Origin of the sequence: Micromonospora purpureochromogenes, from assembly GCF_900091515.1 — a bacterium.
Taxonomy (GTDB): Bacteria; Actinomycetota; Actinomycetes; order Mycobacteriales; family Micromonosporaceae; genus Micromonospora; species Micromonospora purpureochromogenes.
Genome location: NZ_LT607410.1, coordinates 3,664,662 through 3,687,235, shown reverse-complemented (window position 1 = coordinate 3,687,235; position 22,574 = coordinate 3,664,662). Strand labels below are relative to the sequence as shown.

General features: G+C 74.1%; 21 protein-coding genes. 9 read left to right on the top strand and 12 right to left on the bottom strand.

Annotated features, from left to right (window positions below):
- From GA0074696_RS16970 to GA0074696_RS16960, 3 genes are read right to left on the bottom strand one after another with little or no spacing between them, the layout of a single operon-like run.
- Entirely contained in the window at positions 1 to 804 is an 804-nt protein-coding gene (locus GA0074696_RS16970; protein ID WP_088962003.1) for an MlaE family ABC transporter permease, read from the bottom strand.
- A 1-nt stretch (position 805) separates the two neighbouring features.
- The gene (locus GA0074696_RS16965; protein ID WP_088962002.1) at positions 806 to 1,576 is read right to left on the bottom strand and encodes an MlaE family ABC transporter permease; all 771 of its coding nucleotides are present in this window, start codon (positions 1,574 to 1,576) and stop codon (positions 806 to 808) included.
- The gene (locus GA0074696_RS16960) at positions 1,573 to 2,589 is read right to left on the bottom strand and encodes an ABC transporter ATP-binding protein (protein WP_088962001.1); all 1,017 of its coding nucleotides are present in this window, start codon (positions 2,587 to 2,589) and stop codon (positions 1,573 to 1,575) included. Before GA0074696_RS16960 ends, GA0074696_RS16965 begins: the two co-directional genes overlap by 4 nt.
- Positions 2,590 to 2,750: 161 nt before the next feature.
- Here GA0074696_RS16960 and shbA point away from each other — a divergent pair, with 161 nt between their 5' ends.
- Positions 2,751 to 3,329 carry an RNA polymerase sigma factor ShbA gene (shbA, locus tag GA0074696_RS16955; protein ID WP_088962000.1) on the top strand — a complete coding sequence of 193 codons (579 nt, stop codon included), beginning with the start codon at positions 2,751 to 2,753 and terminating at the stop codon, positions 3,327 to 3,329.
- Positions 3,326 to 4,210 (top strand): anti-sigma-D factor RsdA, encoded by an 885-nt coding sequence (locus GA0074696_RS16950; protein ID WP_088961999.1) that lies wholly within the window; start codon positions 3,326 to 3,328, stop codon positions 4,208 to 4,210. Before shbA ends, GA0074696_RS16950 begins: the two co-directional genes overlap by 4 nt.
- 149 nt (positions 4,211 to 4,359) lie before the next feature.
- On the opposite strand, the gene GA0074696_RS16945 is transcribed toward GA0074696_RS16950, so the two are convergent.
- Complete coding sequence (locus tag GA0074696_RS16945) at positions 4,360 to 4,746, bottom strand: DUF2267 domain-containing protein (RefSeq protein ID WP_088961998.1); 387 nt, start codon at positions 4,744 to 4,746, stop codon at positions 4,360 to 4,362.
- Positions 4,747 to 5,194: 448 nt separating this feature from the next.
- Here GA0074696_RS16945 and GA0074696_RS16940 point away from each other — a divergent pair, with 448 nt between their 5' ends.
- Together GA0074696_RS16940 and GA0074696_RS16935 are read left to right on the top strand one after the other, a co-directional pair.
- Positions 5,195 to 5,635, top strand: coding sequence for a hypothetical protein (locus GA0074696_RS16940; protein ID WP_088961997.1), 441 nt, complete (start codon positions 5,195 to 5,197; stop codon positions 5,633 to 5,635).
- Positions 5,632 to 6,066, top strand: a complete 435-nt coding sequence (locus GA0074696_RS16935; protein WP_088961996.1) for a hypothetical protein — start codon at positions 5,632 to 5,634, stop codon at positions 6,064 to 6,066. The genes GA0074696_RS16940 and GA0074696_RS16935 overlap by 4 nt, the downstream gene beginning before the upstream one ends.
- Before the next feature lie 110 nt (positions 6,067 to 6,176).
- Here the strand turns inward: GA0074696_RS16935 and GA0074696_RS16930 are convergent, their stop codons facing one another.
- Positions 6,177 to 6,680 (bottom strand): ATP-binding protein, encoded by a 504-nt coding sequence (locus tag GA0074696_RS16930; RefSeq protein ID WP_088961995.1) that lies wholly within the window; start codon positions 6,678 to 6,680, stop codon positions 6,177 to 6,179.
- A gap of 51 nt (positions 6,681 to 6,731) precedes the next feature.
- Positions 6,732 to 7,496 carry an alpha/beta fold hydrolase gene (locus GA0074696_RS16925; protein WP_088961994.1) on the bottom strand — a complete coding sequence of 255 codons (765 nt, stop codon included), beginning with the start codon at positions 7,494 to 7,496 and terminating at the stop codon, positions 6,732 to 6,734.
- 69 nt (positions 7,497 to 7,565) lie between these two features.
- Between GA0074696_RS16925 and GA0074696_RS16920 the strand changes: the two genes are divergently transcribed.
- Positions 7,566 to 10,646, top strand: coding sequence for a BTAD domain-containing putative transcriptional regulator (locus tag GA0074696_RS16920; RefSeq protein ID WP_088964627.1), 3,081 nt, complete (start codon positions 7,566 to 7,568; stop codon positions 10,644 to 10,646).
- On the opposite strand, the gene GA0074696_RS16915 is transcribed toward GA0074696_RS16920, so the two are convergent.
- The gene (locus GA0074696_RS16915) at positions 10,612 to 11,214 is read right to left on the bottom strand and encodes a dihydrofolate reductase family protein (RefSeq protein WP_231925042.1); all 603 of its coding nucleotides are present in this window, start codon (positions 11,212 to 11,214) and stop codon (positions 10,612 to 10,614) included. The genes GA0074696_RS16920 and GA0074696_RS16915 overlap by 35 nt on opposite strands.
- A gap of 129 nt (positions 11,215 to 11,343) precedes the next feature.
- Here GA0074696_RS16915 and GA0074696_RS16910 point away from each other — a divergent pair, with 129 nt between their 5' ends.
- The 3 genes from GA0074696_RS16910 (at position 11,344) to GA0074696_RS16900 (ending at position 13,014) form a co-directional block, all read left to right on the top strand.
- A complete protein-coding gene (locus tag GA0074696_RS16910; protein WP_088961993.1) occupies positions 11,344 to 12,060 on the top strand; it encodes an alpha/beta hydrolase in 717 nt (238 codons plus the stop codon).
- Between the two features lie 195 nt (positions 12,061 to 12,255).
- Positions 12,256 to 12,588, top strand: coding sequence for an STAS domain-containing protein (locus GA0074696_RS16905; RefSeq protein ID WP_088961992.1), 333 nt, complete (start codon positions 12,256 to 12,258; stop codon positions 12,586 to 12,588).
- 27 nt (positions 12,589 to 12,615) lie between these two features.
- On the top strand, positions 12,616 to 13,014 hold the full coding sequence (locus GA0074696_RS16900; RefSeq protein WP_088961991.1) for an ATP-binding protein: 399 nt from the start codon (positions 12,616 to 12,618) through the stop codon (positions 13,012 to 13,014).
- Between the two features lie 7 nt (positions 13,015 to 13,021).
- On the opposite strand, the gene GA0074696_RS16895 is transcribed toward GA0074696_RS16900, so the two are convergent.
- The 5 genes from GA0074696_RS16895 to GA0074696_RS16875 form a co-directional block, all read right to left on the bottom strand.
- A complete protein-coding gene (locus GA0074696_RS16895) occupies positions 13,022 to 14,578 on the bottom strand; it encodes a PP2C family protein-serine/threonine phosphatase (protein ID WP_088961990.1) in 1,557 nt (518 codons plus the stop codon).
- A gap of 245 nt (positions 14,579 to 14,823) precedes the next feature.
- Entirely contained in the window at positions 14,824 to 15,537 is a 714-nt protein-coding gene (locus GA0074696_RS16890) for a hypothetical protein (RefSeq protein WP_157745991.1), read from the bottom strand.
- Between the two features lie 163 nt (positions 15,538 to 15,700).
- Positions 15,701 to 16,930, bottom strand: a complete 1,230-nt coding sequence (locus GA0074696_RS16885) for a vWA domain-containing protein (protein ID WP_407940612.1) — start codon at positions 16,928 to 16,930, stop codon at positions 15,701 to 15,703.
- A gap of 17 nt (positions 16,931 to 16,947) precedes the next feature.
- On the bottom strand, positions 16,948 to 18,186 hold the full coding sequence (locus GA0074696_RS16880; RefSeq protein ID WP_088961987.1) for an AAA family ATPase: 1,239 nt from the start codon (positions 18,184 to 18,186) through the stop codon (positions 16,948 to 16,950).
- Between the two features lie 60 nt (positions 18,187 to 18,246).
- The gene (locus GA0074696_RS16875; RefSeq protein WP_088961986.1) at positions 18,247 to 19,614 is read right to left on the bottom strand and encodes a hypothetical protein; all 1,368 of its coding nucleotides are present in this window, start codon (positions 19,612 to 19,614) and stop codon (positions 18,247 to 18,249) included.
- Between the two features lie 288 nt (positions 19,615 to 19,902).
- Between GA0074696_RS16875 and GA0074696_RS16870 the strand changes: the two genes are divergently transcribed.
- The gene (locus tag GA0074696_RS16870; RefSeq protein ID WP_231925041.1) at positions 19,903 to 22,560 is read left to right on the top strand and encodes a glycoside hydrolase family 3 N-terminal domain-containing protein; all 2,658 of its coding nucleotides are present in this window, start codon (positions 19,903 to 19,905) and stop codon (positions 22,558 to 22,560) included.
- The last annotated feature ends 14 nt before the right edge of the window (positions 22,561 to 22,574 follow it).

Genomic DNA, 22,574 nt, shown 5'->3' with positions numbered 1-22,574 from the left:
TCACCCCGCGATCCGGACGGTGGTGGTCGCACCCCAGATGGCCAGCGACAGGAAGAAGTCGACGATGTTGACCGCGACGATCGCGAGCCGGACGGCTCGCCCGACCGCGACTCCGACGGCGGCCGGTCCACCCTTCGCCGTGTAGCCGTAGTAGCAGTGCACCAGCACCACGATCACGCTGAAGACCAGCACCTTGCCGAAGGACCAGAGCACGTCGCCCGGGGGCAGGAACAGGTGGAAGTAGTAGTCGTAGGTGCCGGCGGACTGTCCGAAGTAGCCGACGGCGATGGTGCGGGTGGCGAGGTAGCTGGAAAGCAGGCCGATGACGTACAGCGGGATCACCGCGACGAAGCCGGCGATCATGCGGGTGGTGACCAGGAACGGCAGGGACGGCACACCCATCACCTCCAGGGCGTCCACCTCCTCGGAGATCCGCATGGCGCCGAGCTGGGCGGTGAATCCACAGCCGACGGTGGCCGACAGCGCCAGCGCCGCCACCAGCGGCGAGATCTCCCGGGTGTTGAAGTACGCCGAGACGAACCCGGTGAAGGCGCTGCTGCCGATCTGGTTGAGCGCCTGGTAGCCCTGGAGTCCGACCTCGGTGCCGGTGAAGAAGGTCAGGAAGCAGATGACGCCGACGGTGCCGCCGACCACGGCCAGCGCGCCGGAGCCGAAGCTGACCTCGGCCAGCAGCCGGAGCACCTCCCGCTTGTACCGGCGGACGGTCCGGGGTGCCCACGCCACGGCACGCAGGTAGAAGGCGAGCTGACCGCCCAGGTCGTCGAGGTACCGCAGCACCGCCATGTCAGCTCCCCTTCTGCGGTACGACCTGGAAGTACACGGCCGTGACGAGGAAGTTCAGCGCGAACAGCAGCATGAAGGTGATCACTACGCTCTGGTTGACCGCGTCGCCGACCCCCTTCGGCCCGCCCCGCGCGGTCATGCCCTTGTAGGAGGCGACGAGCGCGGCGGCGGCGCCGAAGAGCAGCGCCTTGACCTCGCCCACCAGCAGGTCCGGCAGTTGCCCGAGGGCCTGGAAGCTGGCCAGGTACGCGCCGGGCGTGCCGCCCTGCAGGACCACGTTGAACAGGTAGCCGCCGGTCACCCCGACCACGCTGACCAGGCCGTTGAGCAGGACGGCGACCAGCATCGAGGCGAGCACGCGCGGCACCACCAGGCGCTGGATCGGGTCGATGCCGAGCACCTGCATCGCGTCGAGTTCCTCGCGGATCTTGCGGGAGCCGAGGTCGGCGCAGATGGCCGAGCCGCCGGCGCCGGCGATGATCAGCGCGGTCACGATCGGGCCGGCCTCGCGGACCACCGCGAGCACCGACGCGGCCCCGGTGAACGACTGCGCGCCGAGCTGCCGGACCAGCGAGCCGAGCTGCAGGGCGATGACCGCGCCGAACGGGATGGAGACCAGCGCGGCCGGCAGGATGGAGACCGAGCTGATGAACCAGGCCTGCTGGACGAACTCGCGGACCTGCACCGGCCGGCGGCCCAGGCTGCGCAGGGTGTCCAGGCAGAACGCGAAGAATTCGCCGGTGGCGCGGACAGCGGTGACGGGGGCGCTCATCCGGTCACCTCCCGGTGGCGCCGCCGCTCGGCGGCGAGCTCCCGGCCCAGCTCGATGGTCGGCTGCGCGGCGTCCCGACGGCCCGCGAAGGAGCCGGGCGGCGGGGTGACGCCGTTGTCCCGGCACCACTGCCCCGGTGGCCGCTCGGCCTGCCGGGGCAGCCCGTCCGACGGGGGCAGCTGCAACGGGATGGGCGGCAGCGGGGGCAGTTCGATGCCAGCGTCCGCCTCGGCCTGCAACTCCTCGGCGTCCTTCTCCTCGGCCATCCCGATCGGGCCGACCCGCTGGGCGTTGAGGAACTGCCGGACCACCGGCTCGGTGCTGGACAGCAGCATCTCCCGCGGCCCGAACATGGCCAGGTGCCCGTGGTAGATCAGCCCGATGTTGTCCGGCACCGTACGCGCGGTGTTGATGTCGTGCGTGACGATCAGGAACGTCGCCCCGGTGCGCTGGTTGAGGTCGATGATGAGCTGGTTGAGGTACGCGGTGCGCACCGGGTCCAGCCCGGAGTCGGGCTCGTCGAACAGGACGATGCGGGGGTCGAGCACCAGCGCCCGGGCCAGCCCGGCCCGCTTGCGCATGCCGCCGGAGATCTCCCCGGGGAGCTTCTTCTCGGCGCCGACCAGGCCGACCATGTCGAGCTTCTCGTTGACCACGTCCCGGATCTGCGACTCGGACTTGCGGGTGTGCTCGCGCAGCGGGAAGGCGACGTTGTCGTAGATGGTCATCGAGCCGAACAGCGCGCCGTCCTGGAACAGCACGCCGAACAGCTTGCGCACCTCGTACAACGCGCGTTCGGAGAGCCGGGGCAGGTCCTTGCCCTCGATCCAGATCGAACCGGCGTCGGGCCGCAGCAGCCCGACCAGGGTCTTGAGGAACACCGACTTGCCGGTGCCGGACGGGCCCAGCAGCACGGAGATCTCGCCCGCCGGCAGGGTCAGGCTGATGTCCGACCAGACCGGCTGGCCCCCGAAGGACTTGGTCAGTCCCTGCACGGCCACTTCGACACCCATGCGCCCTCCCTCCGTCGACATCAGTGACATCGCGCCGGCCGGACGGAACGCAACACACTTCTTTCCGCGCGCCGGCAGCCACAGAGGGTGACCTATGCAAAGTGGCCCGCGGCTGGATAGCGTGCCGTTAACCCACCGGTAATGAAGGTGCCTCGCAATCCATGACCACAGCGATCGAGCCAGAGCTCGTCCGCCGGGCCGCCGATGGCGACCCGACGGCGGTGTCGGCCCTGCTCACCGACGTACGGCCGCGGCTCGTCCGCTACTGCCGGGCTCGGCTGGGCCGCGTCGGCGGGGCGTACACCACCGCCGACGACGTCGCGCAGGAGGTCTGCCTGGCGGTGCTGAAGGCCCTGCCCCGCTACCGGGAGCAGGGCAAGCCGTTCTCGGCCTTCGTCTTCGCCGTCGCCGCGAACAAGGTCGCCGACGCCCAGCGGGCGGCGGTACGCGACTCCGCCGTCACCATGACCGACACCCCGGTGGAGCACCCGGACGCGGCGCCGGGTCCGGAGCAGCAGGCCGTCGCCACCGACCTGGCCCGCCGGCTGTCGGTGCTGTTGCAGCGGCTGCCCGACGTCCAGCGGGAGATCATCACGCTCCGGGTCGCGGTCGGCCTGACCGCCGAGGAGGTGGGCATCATCCTCGGCATGTCGGCGGCGGCCGTCCGGGTGGCCCAGTCCCGGGCCCTCGCCCGGCTCCGTACCCTTGCGGGCAGCGGACTTGACGAGGTGGCGGCATGACTGGGCACGAGCCGGACAGCGGCGAGCAGCTGGACCTCGGCACGGTCAACCGCGACGACCTGCTCCTCGACGCGCTCGGGCGGGGTGAGGAGGGGACCGACGGCGACGACCTGGCGGCCCTGCTCGCCACCTGGCGGGCCGACGTCACCGCCGACGTCGACGAGACCGGGACGAGCAGCGGGCTTCCCGTGGTCGGGACGGACGCCGACCAGCGGGCCGGGACCGACCTCCCGACCGGGCCGGTCCGCGTCGGCGGGGCACGGTCGCGCCGGCCCCGGCCGTGGGCGCTGCGGCTGGCGGCCGCCGTGGCCGCCGTCCTCATGCTGGCGACGGGCCTGGGGGTGGGGAGCAGGAGCGCCGGCCCGGAGAGTCCGCTCTGGGCATTGACCAAGGTCCTGCATCCCGAGCAGGCGGCGGTGCGCACCGTCGAGGACACCATCGCCCGCGCCCGCGACGCCGTCGCCGCCGGCCGGCCCGACGAGGCCCGGCGACTGGTGGATCAGGCGCAACGGGAACTGGCCTCGGTCACCGACCCCGCCGACGCCACCCGGCTGCGCGCCGAGATCGACGCCGTCCTGCGCGACCTGGCCACACCGGCCTGCCCCACCTGGCCCCGGTGCGCGACGCCCGCGGCACCGACCGGGCCCACCTCGACGCCCCTCGGCCCGACGGCGGCCAACCCGCCGGGCACTCCGGCTCCCGCTCCCGCCACGACCGCCCCGACGCGGCCGCCGGCGCAGCCCGCGCCGGAGCCGACCGCCGGGTCGAACCTGCTGCCGCTGCCGCCGCTGCCCCGGCTTCCCCTGTCGCCCGCGCCGAGCCCCTCGCTGCTGCCGCCGCTGCCCGGTCTACCGCTGCCCACCGGGGGTCTGCTCGACTGACGCCGGGTGGGGCCGGACTCCGGGTGCGGTGGTTGTCGTCCGGGCGACAAGAACCGCACCCGAGGCCGACGGGGTCGCCGGGAGGACGGGCACCGCCGCCTGCGCCAGCAGACCGCCTGGCCGCCGGGCACGGCAGGGTGCCAGGCCGGTCAGGGTCCGTGGGGCAGGGGCTCGGCCAGCGCCCGGAGGTCCGCCGGCAGCTGCACCATGGCGTCCTCGAACTCCCGGTGTCCGACCACCCGGTGCAGGGTCTGCAGGACGGCCCGCACGCCGCGCTCGGCGACCCCGTGGTCCACCCCGGCGCGCTCGGCCACCCGACGCAGGAACTCGTCGTAGCCGAACGCCTCCGGATCCTCCGTGCCCTTGATCAGCAACGGGCTCAGCTCGTCGGCGACATGGCCGGCCAGGGCGCCGGCCTGGCCGCCACTGATCCGCTGCGTGAGGGTGCCCAGGGTGGCCTCGGTCAGGGACCGCGCCGTCTCCGGCGGTACGCCCGCCCGTGCGGCGACCTTGTCGACGAACTTCAGCTCGGCCATGTGACGTCCTTCCCGTGGCGAGGCAGCGTGGCTACCCGCGCCCACGGTCGGCAAACGCTCCGCCGCCGGCGCCCGGTGACCACACCCACGGGTGTTTTGCGGTCTTTCTGTCGTTTGCACCGAAGGTGTCTTGTTCCTGAGTGGCGGCGAAGCCGCGGTTCTCGACAGTCGAGAGGGGACATCCGGACGTCGCCCGGCGCGCCCTCCAGCCTCCCGCGGCTGCCCGTCCCAGGCCGCTCGCACCACCGCTGACCAGCGCTTATGTCGGATCCCATCAGTTTGGGGCGACCGGAAACGGGTGGTATGACTAGAGGTGTCGACCACCGATGGCGCTCGTCGTCACACCCCGGCCCAGCAGGGGGTGCCACCCGGGCAGCGTGGTCGTACGCAACCGGCAACCGCTTCCTCGGGGTACCCGCACCGACCTCAGGGAGTTGCCGTGCAGAGCATGCGGATCTGGCGCAACCGGCGACCGTTCGAGAACGCCGTGCTGGTCACCGCGCCCGTGTGCGGGCTCCTGCTGATCACCCTCAACGTGCGCCCACCCTCGGTGGAGATGGCGATGCCGCACCCGATCCGGATCGGCTGGGAACTGGGCCTCATCCTCGTCGGGCTGGGCGGCCTGCTCGGCCTGACCTGGCCGGGACGGATCTCCACCGCCCTCGGCATCGAACTGGCCTCGATGCTCCTGCTGGGCACCCTCGCCGGGATGTACTCCGTCGCCCTGCTGGTGATGTCCGGCCGGATGGCGGTCGCCGCGGCGTCGTTCATCACCGCGGTCGCGGTGGGTTCGTGGTGGCGCGCGACGGAGATCCTGCTCGACCTCCGCAGGCTGATCCGCAGCATCGACGTGGACACCGGCAACTGTCCCACCGGGGGCCGACGATGACGCCGCCGACCGATGCCACCACCGCCCCGCAGTGGGTGCAGGTCGTGCTGTCGGTGCTGGGCGTGCTCGGCGGCGCCAGCGGCCTGGCCGCCATCGCCGCCGTCGTGGCCCAACGCGGCAAGTTCAAGGCGGAGGCGGCGGACATGCTCACCGACGCGGCACTGACCCTCGTGCAACCGATGCGGGTGCGGGTGGCGGAGCTGGAGACGGAGGCACAGGCGGCCCGCGAGCAGCTGAGGACCGCCCGGGAACAGACGGAACGGGCGACGGCCACGCTCAGCGACCTGCACGCGATGCTCGACCGCTGGTACGCGCTCATCTTCGCCCCCGACGCCACGCTGCGGTCGATCCGCAGCGCCGTACGGGAGGACCGCCGCAGGCGCGGCGAACAGTGGGATCGGGGGCCCGACCCGACGCGCCGTCGACCCTGACGGCGAACACCGACGGCACCGGGCGGAGTCCAGAGTCGACCGGCGCCGCTGCCATCGATCCGGGGCCGGGTAGGCCGCGCTGATCCGGTGCCGTCAGCCCGGCTGCCGCCTCATCGCGGGTCGTCCTCGGCGGACGGGTGGGGCTCGGACGCCGCGGCATCGACGACCGGCGGGCCGGCGACGACGTCCAGGCACGCGGTCACGGTGGCGGTGACGCCGTCGACCCCTCGGGTGAGCAGCAGGCCCTCGCTCAGCCGGTGGGCCAGCCACAGGCCGCGTCCCCCGGCGACGTCGACGGGGGGCAGCCGCACGGGCAGACCTGAGGCGGTCGCTCCGTGGTCGCTGACCTCGCAGATCAGCACGTCGTCCTGGCGCCACAGGTCGAGGTGGCCGTGGCCGCCACCGTGGCGCACCGCGTTGGTGGCCAGTTCGTGCACGGCGAGAACGAAGTCGTAGCCCTCGTCGCCGACGAGTCCCGCGCCACTGACCGCCGCCCGCAACCGGTGCCGCAGGGCGGTCACGGTGGCGGCGGTGAAGTCCTCGGACATGAGCACGGACGCCGCGGTCGGCCGGGGGCCCACCAGCCCCGGGTCGAAGGCCCCGTCGTCGTTCATGCTCGCAGGTTACCCAGGGTGGAAATTTCCGCGACCGTTGCGAGAAGACAACTACCCGCGGTGATCCTCGTCCAGGAATTCGTCGATCATCGGGGCCAGCCAGTCGGCGCGGTGCGGGATGGTGGTGTGGGTGGTGCCGGGCAGGATGGCCAGGCGGCAGGCCGGCAGGCCGGTCAGGTCGCCGGCCACCGCCCCGCCGAGCAGCCGGAACATCCGCACGGCGTGCTCGGGCTGGACGATGTCCGAGTCGGCCAGCACGATCATCGTGGGCGCGGCCAGCGCCTGGATCTGCTCGGGCGTCCACTGCGGCAGGTTCGCGTCCAGGACCTTCATCTTGGTGACCAGGTTGGACCAGCCGGCCGGGTCGGGCGCGGTCCGCAGGTACTCCTCGTGGAACTCCGAGCCGTGCAGGTGTTCCGGTTGCAGGTCCTGGATGCCGTCCAACAGTCCCGGGTGCAGGCCGGCGTCGTCGAAGCTCACCGAGGCGAGCACCAGCCGCCCGACCCGGTCGGCGTGATCGGTGCCGAGGCGCAGCGCGACCGCCGCGCCCATGCTCCAGCCGAACAGGTCCGCCCGCTCGACACCGAGGCGGTCGAGCAGCTCGACCACGTCGGCGGCGAAGTTCTCCACGGTCAGCGGACGGTCGATGTCCGGGGTGCGACCGTGGGCCTGCAGCTCGATCGCGATCACCCGCCGGCTCTTGGCCAGCAGCGGCAGGATCCTGCCGAACGAGGTGCCGATGCCGGAGAGCGCGCCGTGGACCAGTACCAGCGGGCGGCCCTCGCCGATGCCGTGTTCTTCGTGGTGGATGTCCATACGCCCACGGTGGGGCACGGCGCTTACGGTCCGCTTCAGGTCGCCTTCCGCCTCGCTAGGATGGCGGCCGTGCAGTTCGGGGTGCTCGGGCCGCTCGCTGTCAGCACGGACGCCGGCGAGCCGGTCGTCGTACCCGGCACCAAGGTCCGGGTGCTGCTGGCCGACCTGCTGGCCCACCGCAACCAGGTGGTCTCGGCGGACCGCCTGATCGACGACCTGTGGGGTGCCGACGTCCCGGCCAATCCGGCCGGCGCCCTCCAGGTGCGGGTGTCCCAGCTGCGCAAGGCGCTCAACGACGCCGAGCCGGGCGCGCGCGAGCTGGTCGAGTCACGGCCGCCCGGTTACCTGCTGCGGACCGGGGCGGTGGACGCCGACCGGTTCGCGGAGCTGGCCACCGCCACCGACGTGGACCGGCTGACCGCCGCCCTCGCGCTGTGGCGCGGCGACGCGTACGCCGACGTGGCCGACGCCGAGTTCGCCCGCGCCGAGGCCACCCGCCTGGCCGAGCAGCGCCTCGTGGTGCACGAACGGCTCGCCGACGCCCGGCTGGCCCGCGGCGAGCACGACCTGGTCGCCGCCGACCTGGCCGAGCTGGTCGCCCGGCACCCGCTGCGCGAGGGGCTGCGGGCGTTGCAGATGCGCGCGCTCTACGCGGCCGGTCGCGCCTCCGAGGCCCTGGACAGCTACGCCGAGCTGCGCGACCGACTCGTCGACGAGCTGGGCCTCGACCCGGGGCCGGAGCTGGTCGCCCTGCACCGCAGGATCCTCGAACAGGACGCCGGCCTGAGCGCCCCGCCGAAAGCCGCGATCATCCGGAACAGCCTGCCGGCCCGACTCGACGGGCTGGTCGGACGGGCCGAGGCGCTGACCGAGCTGCGCGCCCTGCTCCCGCGGCAGCGGCTGGTCACGCTGACCGGGCCGGGCGGGGTCGGCAAAACCCGGCTGGCCACCGAGGCCGCCCGCGAGCTGGTCCTCCCGGACGGCGCCCACCTGGTGGAGCTGGCGCCGCTGCCGGTCGGCGACCCGCGCGTCGCCGACGAGGTGCTCGGGGCGTTGGACCTGCGCGAGGCGGCGGGCGCCAGCGTGTCCGCCGTCGACCGGCTGTCCGCAGTGCTCCGGCACCGGCAGCTGCTGCTCGTGCTGGACAACTGCGAGCACGTCATCGAGCCGGTCGCCGCGCTGGTCGCCCGGCTGCTGCGGGACGCGGCCGGCGTCACCGTGCTGGCCACCAGCCGGGAACCGCTCGGCCTCACCGGTGAGCTGCTCTGGGAGGTGCCGCCGCTGGCCGTACCCGAGCACGACCGCGACCTCGACGCGGTCCGGCGCTCGGCCGCGGCCCGGCTGTTCGCCGCCCGCGCCGCCGCGCAGCACCGCGGCTTCCACCTCGACGAGCGGACCGCGCCCGCGGTGGCGCAGCTCTGCCGCCGGCTGGACGGCCTGCCGCTGGCCCTCGAACTGGCCGCGACCCGGGTACGCGCGCTCGGCGTGCAGGGCGTGGTGGACCGGCTCGACGACCGGTTCAGGCTGCTCGCCACCGCGCAGCGGGACATGCCGCCACGGCAGCGCACGCTGACCGCGGTGATCGGCTGGAGCTGGGACCTGCTGGCCGAGGCCGACCGCCGGGTGCTGGCCCGGCTCGCGGTGTTCAGCGACGGCTGCACGCCCGACGCGGCCGAGCAGGTGTGCCGGACCGACCTCGACGCGCTGGCCCGGCTGGTGGACCGTTCGCTGGTGGTGGTGGACGACTCGGGCATTAGCCCCCGCTACCGGCTGTTGGAGTCGGTCGCCGCGTTCTGCCTGGAACGGCTGGCGGACGCCGACGACGTCCGGGCGCGGCACGCGGCGTACTACACCGACCTGGCCGAGCGCACCGACCCGGAGCTGCGCGGCGCCGACCAGCAGGAATGGCTGGCCCGGCTCGACGCCGAGACGGCGAACCTGCGCTCGGCGCTGGCCCACGGCGGCGGGCTGCGCATGGCGGTCGCGCTGAGCTGGTACTGGTTCCTGCGCGGCCGGCTCACCGAGGCGCGGCGGGCGCTGGCGATGCGGGGCGACCCGGCCGAGGAGGCGCGCGCCGCGCCGTGGCGGGCCGGGTTCGCGCTGTTGCAGGGCGAGCCGATCGCGCCGGGCGACCTGCGCGCCGCCCTGGCCGGCGACCCGGGCGGCCGGGCCGCATGGTTCGTCGCGAACGCGGTCATCGAGCGCAGTGACCTGCCCCTCGCGGCGGAGCTGCTGCCCGCCACCGTCGACGACCCCTGGACCGAGGCGGCGGTGCTCAGCTCGCGGGCCAAGCTCGCCCACGCCACCGGCGACCTGGCCACGCTGGAGCAGGCCGGTACCCGCAGTGCGGCGTTGTTCGCGCAGGTCGGCGACCGCTGGGGGCGGTTGCAGGCGACCGACTGGGTGGGCGGCCTGGCCGAGATGCGCGGCGAGCACGAGCGCGCCGCCGCCCTGCACCGGGAGGGGCTGCGCTGGGCCGAGGAGCTGTCGCTCTGGCCCGAGGTGGGCAGCAAGCTGTCCTGGCTGGCCTGGCTGGCGACGCAGACCCGCGACTACGCGCAGGGCCGGGAGCTGGCCGAGCGCGCGTACCAGCTGGCGGTGGAGCAGGACGCGCCGAACGCGATGATCTTCGCGGAGATCGGCCTCGGCCTGGCCGCCCGCCGCGAGGGCAAGCTCGACGTGGCCGTCACGCACCTGACGCGCCTCGCCGAGCAGGGCCGCCGCGAGACGCAGCCCGCGCTGTACCTGCCGATGGTCCTGGTCGAGCTGGGCTACGCGGCCGAGCAGAACGGCGACCAGGCCGCCGGGCTGGCCCTGCACGTCGAGGCGTTCGACGCCGCGCAGGCGATGGAGTCACCGCGCGACGCGGTCAACGCGCTGGAGGGGATGGCCTCGGCGGTGCGTTCGCCCGAGGTCGCGGCCCGCCTGCTGGGCGCCGCGGCCGCCGCGCGGGACGCCGCCCGGGCCCCGGCCGCGCCGGCGGAGCGCGACGAGACCGACCGGGTGACGGTACGACTCGTCGCCGCCCTCGGCCGGGAGCGCTTCGACGCGCTGGTCACCGAGGGCGGCAAGCTGGGCCCGGGCGAGGCCCGGGCCCAGCTGGAGAGCGCGTCCGTCAGCGGGCCGCCTTCGGCCGGTACGAGGCGATGATCACGCCGCTGCGCTGCACCTTCGTGTCGACCAGCTCGAACGACGCCTTGAAGTCCTTCAGCGGTGCGGTCACACTGTCGCCGCCCTCCAGCACCGGGTGGATCCAGAACCGGACCTCGTCCAGCAGACCGGCCGCGATCAGCTGGGTGGTGACCGAGCCGAAGCCGTACTGGAGGATGGCCTTGCCGTCCTGCGCCTTGAGCCGGGTCACCTCCTCGATCAGGTCGCCCTGCAGCACCTCGCTGTTCTTCCAGGTCGGGTCGGTCAGGGTGGTCGAGGCGACGTACTTCTTGACGTTGTTGAAGTAGGCGGCGCCGGTGCTCGGGTCGCTCTCGTCCCGGGTCGGCCACGCGGCGGACATGCCGTCGTAGGTGATCCGACCCATCAGCAGCGCGTCGGCCTCGTCGGTCTGCCCGGCGGCGAAGGCGGCGGCCTCCTCGTCGAAGTACGGCATGGTCCACATGGGGTTCTCGATGACGCCGTCGAGGGTGATGTAGGTCGAGTTGATGAGCTTGCGCATCGGGATCTCCTGGTTGTCGGTGGTGCTCTCCGGTGACACCCAGAACATTGCCGGACCCCGCTTACGATTCGCTTCAGGCGCCCTTACGCGCGCCGGACCACTTCCCCCGCCGGGGTGGGATTGCTTCGCGCCGAACCGGGTAGCCCGCCGGACAGTCCCGCCGAAGCGGAGGCACCCATGCCGATCACCCCGGAGACCGCCCGACCGCACGAGCAGCCGGAGGAGAACTCCCGGCACGGCCGCCTGAGCGTACGACCGGGTCCACCGGTCGCCGCCACGGACCGCACCGGCCTGGTGTCGTTCGACGCACCGGACGGTGAGCTGGTCGCCCAGGCCTACGTGCCGGCGCCGGCGGACGCCGGCCCGTACCGGCTGGCCCTGCTGCTGCACGGCGCCGGCGGGTCACCCCGGCAGGCCCTGGAACTGATGCTGCCGGTCGCCGACGACCAACGCCTGCTGCTCGTCGCGCCGCAGTCCGCCGCGGCGACCTGGGACATGATCGGTGTCGGCTTCGGCCCCGACGTACGGCGGATCGACCGGGTGCTCCAGGAGATCGTCGCCGGCTACCCGATCGCCGGCATGCTGATCGGCGGGTTCTCCGACGGCGCGTCGTACGCGCTGTCGATCGGCCTGATCAACGGCGACGTCTTCGACGCCGTCCTGGCCTTCTCCCCCGGCTTCGCCGCCCCGCTGCTCACCCACGGCACGCCGCGCGTCTTCGTCTCGCACGGCACCGCCGACCGGGTGCTGCCGATCGACCGGTGCAGCCGGAGCCTCGTGCCGCGCCTGCAGACCCTCGGCTACGACGTCACCTACGACGAGTTCGACGGTGGGCACGACGTACCCGAGGCCACCGTGCGCCGGGCGGTGGCCTGGCTGGAGCCCGCCGGCTGACCCGCGGGACCGGTCGCCACCCGCCCCCACCTGCGTCGCAGCCACGCCGGCGGCGGTCACCAGCGGCCGGGGCGCCGGCCGGTGTCCCCGCAGCCGGGCCGCCGGCTGCCGCGTCGGGCGCGACGGTCGCCGACAAGGTGACATCATGTGCGCGAACCGGCCGACTGCTCCGCGCGGGGAAGGATGAGCTGCCCTATGGCGCGCTTCGAGGCGACGACGTCCACCGAACCCGGGCGGGCGGTGGTGAGGCTCGCCGGTGAGTGTGACCTCGCCGCCCGGGAGGAGCTGACGGCCGCGCTGCTGACCGCCGTGGCCGACGCCCAGGTCGTGCTGGTCGACGCGGGGGCACTCGACTTCCTCGATTCCACCGGCATCCACGGCCTGGTCACCGCCCACCATGCGGCCCGCGCGGCCGGCGGCCGGCTGTACGTGGTCAACGCCCGCGGGCCCGTCGCGAACGTCCTGGCGATCACCGGCGTCGCCGACCTGCTGCGACCGCCCACCGACGACGGCGTGGACCCGCGGTGACGGCCCGACGGCCGCTGGAGGACGACGATGTCTGACCGTCCCGCCACCCCGTCCGGCGCCGTCGCCACCATGCCGTACGCGCACGCCGACGACCTGGTGCATGTCCGCGCGTTCGTCTGTTCCCGGGCCCTGGCCCGGGGGTTGCCGGCTACCCGGGTGGAGCTGCTCGCGCTGGCGGTCAGCGAACTGGCGACCAACACGTTGCAGCACACCCACGGGGGCGGTCTGGTACGGGTGTGGGCCGAGGCGGGCCAGCTCGTCTGCGACGTCGTCGACCAGGGCGGACCGCGCACGGTGGTCCGCGAGATGCCCACCGCCGAGGCGATCCGCGGTCGGGGGCTGGCGATCGTCGCCCGGATCTGCGACGAGGTCGCCGTCGAGCCGACCCCGGCCGGGACGGTGGTGCGGCTCCGGTTCCGCCTCTGAGGACGGGTCAGCGCAGCACGCGCACGGCCAGGGTGCAGGTGTCGTCCTCCGGGCTGGGCTGGTGCAGCACGTCGCGCAGCCGCGGCAGGGTCCGTGCGTCGGGGTCACGGGAGATGTCGGACAGCGTCCGCATCACCGGGCCGAGCAGGTCGACCGTGTCGCCGACCCGGCGTTCCACCAGCCCGTCGGTGTAGAAGAGCAGCAGGTCGTCGCCGCGCAGCCGGGGGGTGACGACCGGATAGGTCGAGTCGGCGTCGGCGCCCAGCAGCATGCCCGCGGGCCGGTCGAGTTCGGCGGTCGTCCCGCCGCGCGCCAGCAACGGGGGCAGGTGGCCCGCCTGCGCCCAGGACAGCGACCGGGTCGCCGGGTCGTAGACGGCGACCACCGCGGTCGCGGTGATCTTCAGCTGCCCGCAGAGCCGGTTCATGTGCCCGAGCAGCGCTCCGGGGTCCCGGATGCCGATCGACAGCCAGGCGACCAGCGCGAACCGCAGGTGCGCCATCCCGCTGGCCGCCTCCAGGCCGTGCCCGGCGACGTCACCGACGGCGAGCGCGACCAGCCCGTCGGGCAACGTCTGCGCGTGGTACCAGTCCCCGCCGACCTGCACGGCGCTCTCCGCCGGCAGGTAGCCGACCAGCACCTCGAGGCCGGCCAACGGGACCGGCTCGCGGGGCACCGGCTGGATCAGGTTCTGCAACTGCCGGGCCAGGCGGTGCTCCGCCAGCGCCGTCAGCTCCCGGGTGTGCAGCTGGTCGCTGAGCCGCTCGATGGCGGTACGCGAGGCCACCCGGGCCGTCACGTCCTGCACCACGGCGTAGATCTTCACCGGAGCGCCGTCGGCGTCCCGGGCGACGTCGGAGAGGATGCGCAGGTACTTCACCGACGAGCCCGCCCGGAAGCGCACCGTGACGTCCGACGCCGCACCGCTGTCCAACGTCTGCCAGGCGGCCTCCCGCAGCCCGTGGTCGTCGGGGACGATCGCCGCGGACTGCTCGGCCCGCGACAGCGGACCCAGCGCCGGATCACGCTCGAAGATCCGGTACATGCCGGGCGACCACTCGCTGCGGCCGGTGATCGGGTCGTACTCCGCCCAGCCGAGGCTGCCCAGCAGCTCGGTACGCTCCATCCGACGCTGGTGCTCGTCGAGCCGCTCCCACCACACCAGCAGGCCGCCCAGCACCCGCTGCACGCTGATGTCGAACAGCGAGTCGGCGACCACACCGGCCTGCTTGCCCTCGTACCGGAAGTCCGGCACCCGGGCCGGCACGCCGCTGGCCAGCACCCGGTGGTACGCCTGCCACAGCACGCCGCCGACCATGCCGGGATAGAGCGCGCTGAGCAGCCCGCCCACCCGCCCGGCTCCCCGGCCGTAGACGTCGCGGCCCTGTTCGCTGGTGGCGGCGACGCGGAAGTCGACGACCTCACCGTCCTGGGTCACCGGCAGCAGCCAGGTGCACCCGGACGGCATCGCCGCCAGCACCTGCCGCACCGCCGCCACGATCGGGTCGTCCACCGACCAGGTCACCACCTCGGCCTGCGTGGTCGGCACGCCCTCCTCTGCCATGCGAGCAGCGTAACGATCCCTCCCCTGGACAGCGGTCCCGGCGACCCCTGGCCGGCCGCCCTGGCCTGACCGACGCCGGCGACAGCCCGCGCGGCCCCGGTCGCCCGGCCGCGCGGGCCGCAGGATGTCGCCGTCCGCTGCGTCACCGGTTCGGGGCCGGAACCCGGTCGACGTGACCGACGGGTCCGGCCCGCAGTCCGGTCACGACGAGCACACCGGCCGGCGCCGCGCCGCCCGTGCCGCCGTCACTTGCGCCGCAGCTCCTCGAAGTCCACCACCTGGGCCTCCGGGGGCGCCTGCACGTCGTCGAAGGTGGCGCCGAAGTCGCTGAAGGTGAGCTGCCCCTCGGCGCCGTCCTTGCTCTGCAACGCGATCGGGTACGACTTCCCGGTGGTCGCGATGTAGATCGTCCCGCCCTTCGCCGAGGTGTCGACGAGTCCGATGGTCTGGACGCCGTCGATGTCCCGGGTTTCCCCCTTGGTCAGCGGGCCGTCGGGCTCGAGCATCTCGTCGACACTGGTCACGCCGAACAGGTCGGCGAAGTCCTTGTTGTCGGCCGGGACCTTGGCCCACTTGTCGCCCATCAGCTTGACGACGTTCCTCGCGGCCTCAGGGCTGTCGAGGTTCTGCTGCCAGAACGTCGCGTCGGGCCGGATGTACTCCTGGCCCCCGACCGCCAGCAGCTCCACGGTCGCGCCGTCCTGCGACACCTTGCCGCCCACGTCGGAGCCGGCCACCCGGAGGTCGAGGTCCATCTTGCCGTCGTCGGCCTTGATGCTGCCCTTGATCCGGTACGACTTCGCCTCCTTCATCGCGGTCGTCGCCCGCGCCAGGATCTCGTCCGGCGCGAGTGCCGAGACACCGTTGTCGGTGGGACCGGTCGACTCCGGTTCGCCGCCACCGTCGCCACCGTCGCCACAACCGGCCAGCAGGGCGGCCGCGGCCACCAGTGCTAGCACGCTTCGTCTTATCGTCACGGTCCTCATTGGTCTACCTCTCTCCCGCCACCCCCGTCGTGTGGCTGAACAGGCACCTACCCGCCATCGGTGAACGGCAATCCACCTGCGAGAACGCGCCAGGCACCGGTTCCTCGGCCCGCACCCGGGTGGGACCTGATCCGCTTCAGCGGGCGGCGGGAGCGGAACCGATGGCGACCACCCGCGCCCAGTCCGGCGGCGAGTCCGGCACGTAGTCGGGATCCTCCTCGTCCACCGGCCGGGCGCGGGGAAACAGTCCGACCACCGTCCGGCACGACGGCCGCGAGGTCGGCCAGGGCGTCTGCCCGTCGGTCAGCACCACGACGACGTCCGGTCGGGGCCGGCTCCGCAGGGCCCGGGCGAAACCGGTCCGCAGGTCCGTTCCGCCGCCGCCCACCAGCGGGATGTCCTCGGCGCGGCAGAGCTGATGCGCGACCCGGGCCGCCGCGTCGCACGGCAGCACGCTGACCAGGTCCCGCCGCCCGCCCACGGCCCGGGAGATCGCGGCGACCTCCAGCAGGGCGCTGCCCAGTTCGGCGTCACTGACCGACCCCGACGTGTCGATCACCACGCAGACCCGAGGGGGCGTGCGCCGCAGGCTCGGCAGGATGGCGCCGGGCACGCCGGCGGAGCGCCGCGACGGCCGCCCGTACGTGTAGTCCTCCCCGACCCCCGGGGCGGAGGCCGCCGAACGGACCGCCGCGCCCAGCAGTTCCCGCCACGGCTGCGGTGGATGGAACGCCTCCTCCGCCCACCGCCGCCAGCCCGCCGGCGTGGTCCCGGGCCGGGCGGCGATGCCTTCGGCCACCCGGAACCGCACCGCGTCCCGCTCCTGTGCGGTGAGCCCGTGCGCGCCGTCGGGTCCCAGGTCCCACCCGCGCGCCAGCCCGTCGGCCCCGCTGCCGCAGTCCAACCAGGCCAGGTCTCGGGTACGCGGCCCGAGCCGGAACTGGCGCAGGTAGTCCTCCATCAGCTCGCCCTCGGGCAGTCCCAGGTGCCCTGGATCGACGGCCCCGTCGGGCCGGGCCAGGCCGTCACCGAACACGTCGTCGTTGATCTCGAGGTCGGCGGCGATGTTCATCCGCAGCCGTTCCCCCGGCCCGGTCAGGCCCCGTTCGCGCGCCACCCGGTCGCCGCGCCCGGGGTGGTCGCGCAGCAGGTGCGAGACCTCGTGGACCCACACCCCGGCGAGTTCCTCGACCGGAGTCCGGTCCACGAACGCCGGTGCGACGTAGCACCGCCAGTGCGGGTCCACGGCCATCGTGTGGACCTGCCGCGACGGCACCACGTGCAGGGCGAACAGTGCCGTCGCCAGGTAGGGCCGGACCCGGGCGGCGTGCAGCCGGGCGGCGAAGAGCTTGTCCAGGTCCAGCATGCCGGTGCGGTCGGCGGTCACCGGCCGGCCCCCGCGGCGGCGGCCACCCGTGCCGCCGCCTCGTCGGCCCGCCGGGACAGCGACACCGCGCCGGCGAGCCGCTCGATCGACGCCGGAACGTCCCAGTCCTCGCGGCGCAGCGCGGCGAGGGTCGACGCGGGGACGACCACCAGGTCCGGTGCTCCCGTGTCGAGCGCCCGGACCAGCAGCGTCCACGCCGCGTCCCAGCGGGACTTCTCCGGACGCCGGCGGACCGCCTCCACCACGCCGTCCAGCACGGCCTGGCGCAGGTCACCCCGCTCGGGCAGGACGGCGCCGGCCGGATCGGCCAGCAGCACCTCCGGGTCCGGGAGGTCCATCCGGTCCATGCTGGCCAGCAGCTCCAGCCCCGGGCCGTCCCCGACGGCGCCCCGGACCAGCATCGACAGCACCTCACGAGAGGTGCCCGCCGCGGTCGCGAAGGCGATCAGGCGCAGCGTCATCTCCCAGCTCCGCGGCGACGGCCAGGGGCCGCCCCGGCGACCCTCGGTGGTGGGCAGCCGGTGCACGAGCGTCGGCCGGGCTGAGAGCAGCCCGCACACCGCGCGGCGGGCGAAGGCGACGGCCGCCGACAGCCGCCGCGGGTCGAGCCGGGGCAGGGCCGCCCGGGGCCAGGTCCCGCCGAGGCCGCGTACGACGACCTCGTGGTCGTGGGTCCACTGGAGATGGACGAATCGGTTGGCCAGCGGCGGGCTCAGCTCCCACCCGTCCGCGGCGGAGGAGCGCGGGTTCGCGGCGGCCACGATCCGTACGCCGGGCGGCAGCCGCAGGGCGCCGATGCGGCGTTCGAGCACCAGGCGGAGCAGGGCGGCCTGCACCGCCGGCGGCGCGGTGGACAGCTCGTCGAGGAAGAGCAGCCCCCGGCCGGCGCGGACCAGGCGCACGGCCCAGTCCGGCGGGGCCATCGGCACACCCTGCACGGCGGGGTCGTCGCCGACGACCGGCAGCCCGGAGAAGTCGGACGGCTCGTGGACGCTGGCGATCACCGTGGTCAGCGGCAGGTCCAGAGACGCGGCGAGCTGGGTCAGGGCCGCGGTCTTGCCGATCCCCGGCTCGCCCCAGAGCAGCACCGGCAGGTCGGCGGCGACGGCCAGGGTCAGGGCTTCCAACTGGGTGTCGGGGCGCGGTTCGGTGGTGGTGTCGCCCAGCAGGGCGAGCAGCTCGGCGGCGACCGCGAGCTGGGTGGCTTCGGTGGAGATGTCGGTCGACATGAGCATGTGTGATCACCTTGTGGGCTCGTGACGGGTGGGACAGCGCGGCGGGGTCGGGCCCGCCGGTCAGCGCGAGCTGCCGTGGCGCGGGCGGGAGCGGCGGTCACGGGTACGGCGACGGTCCGCATGCTCGGGGCCGGGCCCGCTTCCGGCCAGCCCCGCCCGGAACAGCCCGTACGTGACCCGCCGCGACGCGGCCGTCTCCAGTTCGTCGCGCAGCGCGCCGGCGCGCAGCAGCGCGTCGGGGCCGAGCAGCGCCTCGACGGCGGCCAGCGCGCCGGCGCTGTCGCCGTGGTCCAGCCGGGCCCGGACGTCGTCGAGGCATTCCGGGTGGCGGTGCGCCTCGTCGATCGCCCGCAGGCAGGCGAGCGGGGTGCCGGTCAGCGCGGCCAGCAGTTCCTCCCGGCGGACCTCGGCCGGGTCGTGGTCCAGCGCGACGAGCACCCCGTCGACCAGGCCGATCCGGTGCTGGGCGCCCCGGCACCGCACGAGCCGTGGCTGCCCGGCGCGCTGCGGGACCCAGGGCACGCCGGCCGCCCGATGCTCGGGTGCCAGCGCCGAGGCCACCAGCGGGTGCAGCCGGTCGACCTCGATCAGCCCGGCGCGGAGCAGTGCCAGGTCCGGCAGCACCCAGGTCGCGGCATCCGGGAGCACCGGCAGCTCCTCGGCCCGCCGGGCGACCACCGACGGCGACCGGAGGACGCCCCCGTCCGGATTCACCTGCAGGACGAGTCGACGGCGGCCGAGTCGTACGGCGACGGCACCGCCGGTCCGCCCCTCGGCGCGGAGCAGGATCTCGGCCTCGGCCGCCCACCTGTCCACCGCGCAGTTCAGCCCTGGCGGCGCCGCCGGCGACGGACCGGCGTCCAGTGCTGGGTGGCGGTCGGCAGGCAACCGGTCCGCCCCCGACCGCGTCCTCAGCTCGTCGGCCCGACGCGCGTCCCAGAGGTGACGGTGCAGGTCGAGACGGAACCGACGGTCGGGGTGTGGATGGGGGTGCCGGCCGTCCCGGTGGCCGTCCCAGAGCGCCAGGCTGAAGCGCTGACCGGCGTCCGCCCAGGCCGGTGGCGTGCGGGCCACCAGGTGCACGGCGTGGCCGTCGCGTCCGGCCGCGTCGTACCGGGCGAGCGCGATGGTCAGGCCGGGGCGCAGCAGCCCGTCAGGGGCGATCCTCGGCAGGTGCCAGCGCAACAGGTCGGGCGTCAACTCCCGGAGGTCGGCCCGGACCCGGGCCGCGAGTTCCCGGCCGTGGGTGCGGGCCACCGCGCGCAGGCTCGGGTCGACGTCGACGTGCGCGGCGGCGCACGCCCCGGCCCAGTCGCCGGCGCGGCGACGGACGGTCGCAGTCTCGATCATGGACGCCGGCACGGCGAACTCGCGCACGCGCCGCCAGAAGGAAAGGCGAGAATCCGCATCCGCGGCCGGGGGGTGCATCAGCACTCACCTTGCGCGGACGGGACCCCCAATCTGCCACGAGGGGTCATCATCGCGAGGGAGCATACCGCTCCGCACACCAGCTCTGCCAAGGGTTTCGCACCGGCTGCGAACGCCAGGCGCCCCGTTCGCCGCCACCCGGCCGGCGCCGCCGCCCGCGTCCGTCCGACTTTAATTGCGCTGTAATATTGACGCGCCCTGATGGGATTGGGAAGGATTCCTTACCGGGACGAGGGCGGTCCCGCACCGAGAGGGTGCGGGCGGCCGACTCCCGTAGGGAGGCACCACATGAGTTCATGCTGGCGCAGCCGCGTCGCACTCGTCGGAACCGTCGTCCTGGCCGCATCGCTGCTGCCGGCGTCGTCCGCTTCGGCCGCGAGCACCCAGACCGTCACCGTCGCCGCCGACCGGTTGGTCCAGACCGTCGGCGAGGGCGACCGGGCGGCGGTCACCGTCTCGGTGACCACGTCGGACGGACGCCCGTTGGCGGCCCCGACGACCGTCCGCTACACCACCGGCAGCGGCACCGCCACGGCCGGCGTCGACTACGCCCCGGTCGCCGGCGCACTGACCTTCCCGGCCGGCAGCCGGTCCGGCACCGCCCGGCCGATCACCGTCACCGTCCACGGCGACCGGACGGCGGAGACGGCCGAGACCATCCCACTGACGCTCACCACGGCCGCCACCGGCGCCACCGTCGGCGGTCAGCCGGTCCTGGTGGTCAACGCGCACGGCCTGCCGTATCTCGACCGGAGACTGCCGGTCGACCGGCGCGTCGCCGACCTGCTCGGCCGGATGACGGTCGAGGAGAAGATCGGCCAGATGACCCAGGCCGAGCGGGCCGCCGTCGCCGCCGATCCCAGCCTGGTCGCGCAGTGGCGGCTCGGTTCCGTGCTGTCCGGCGGGGGCTCGACGCCCGCCACCAACACCCCGGCCGCCTGGGTCGACATGGTCAACGAGTTCCAGGCCCAGGCGCTGAGCACCCGGCTGCAGATCCCGATGATCTACGGCATCGACGCCGTGCACGGGCACGGCAACGTGTACGGGGCCACCGTGTTCCCGCACAACGTCGGCCTCGGGGCCACCCGCGACCCCGCCCTGGTGGAGCGGATCGGGCATGCCACCGCGACCGAGGTGCGCGCGACCGGCATCCCGTGGAACTTCGCTCCGTGCGTGTGCGTCTCCCGCGACGAGCGGTGGGGGCGCAGCTACGAGAGCTTCGGCGAGGACCCGGCGCTGGTCATCCCGATGGAGAGCGTCATCGACGGCCTGCAGGGGCGTCGCGCCGGCCAGCTCGACGACGCCGACCGGGTGCTGGCCACCGCCAAGCACTACGCCGGCGACGGTGACACCGACTACGACGAGACCACCGCGGCCGCCAACGAGGGCAAGCCGTGGTGGGAGCAGCGGTACCCCATCGACCAGGGCGTGACGGTGACCGACCGCGCCCACTTCGCGAGGACCGACCTCTCGCCCTACGGTCCCGCCGTGTGGCGACACGACGTCGGCAGCGTGATGCCCTCCTTCTCCAGCGTGGACTGGACCGAGGACGGGCTCGGCAACCCGACCAAGATGCACGCCAACCGGGAGTTGCTCACCGACGTCCTGAAGGGCCGGATGGGCTTCGACGGGTTCCTGATCTCCGACTGGGAGGGCATCCACCAGATCCCCGACCCGGCTGAGCCGACCAACACCGGCCTGACCGCGTACAAGGTGCGGGTCGGCGTGAACGCCGGCACCGACATGTTCATGGAACCGAACAGCGCCCCGCAGTTCGAAGAGCTGCTCCTGGCCGAGGTGACCGCCGGTCGGGTCGGCCGGGCCCGCCTCGACGACGCCGTGCGGCGCATCCTGCGCAAGAAGTTCGAGCTCGGGCTCTTCGAGCAGCCGTACGCCTCGGCGGCGAACGTCGACCAGGTCGGCAGCGCGAAGCACCGGGCGATCGCCCGGGACGCGGTGGCGAAGTCGCAGGTGCTGCTGAAGAACGCCGGGCGGGCGCTGCCGCTGCGCCGCGACGCCAACCTGTACGTCGCCGGTCGCAACGCCGACGACATCGGCAACCAGGCCGGCGGCTGGACGATCACCTGGCAGGGCCAGTCGGGCGACCTCATCCCCGGCACCACGATCCTGGAGGGCATCCGGCAGGTGGCCCCGCAGGCCGAGGTCACCTACAGCGCGGACGCCTCGGCGCCCACCGCCGGCACCGACGTCGGCGTGGTGGTGGTCGGCGAGACGCCGTACGCCGAGGGGTACGGCGACGTCGGCGGCCCGGAGTGCGGCTGGTGCTCGACGCCCCAGCAGGAGGGGAAGTCGCTGCGCCTGCAGCCCGCCGACCAGGCCGTGATCGACAAGGTCTGCGCCGAGATCGAGACGTGCGTCGTCCTCGTGGTCTCCGGACGGCCGCAGGTCGTGACGGACCAGCTCGGCACGATCGACGCCCTGGTGGCGTCGTGGCTGCCCGGCAGCGAGGGCGCCGGTGTCGCCGACGTCCTCTTCGGCCGGCGGCCCTTCACCGGCCGGCTCCCGGTGACCTGGCCGCGCAGCGAGGCCCAGGTGCCGATCAACGTCGGCGACCGGGACTACCAGCCGCTGTACCCGTTCGGCTGGGGGCTGCGGACCGACCACGGCCGGTCCGGGCTGGCGGCCGTGGCCGACCAGCGGCCGGAGCTGCGCGCGGCGCTGGCGCCGGGCAACTGGAACGCCGACGGCTCACTCAGCAACGCGCCGGAGGTGCTGCGGCCGCTCGGCCGGCAGCTCGGCACGGGTCAGGGCTCCGCCGCGCGGAACGACGCGATCCTCGCGGTGGCCCGCGAGGCCGCCCAGTCCGCGGTCGTCCGGGGAAGCGCGCCGGCCGACTGGGCGACGCTGATCGCCGAGGCCGACCGCGCCCAGCTCGCCGACGATCCGGTCCGGGCATTCACGCTGTTGGCCCGCGTCGCCACCTGACCGGGCCGGCCGCG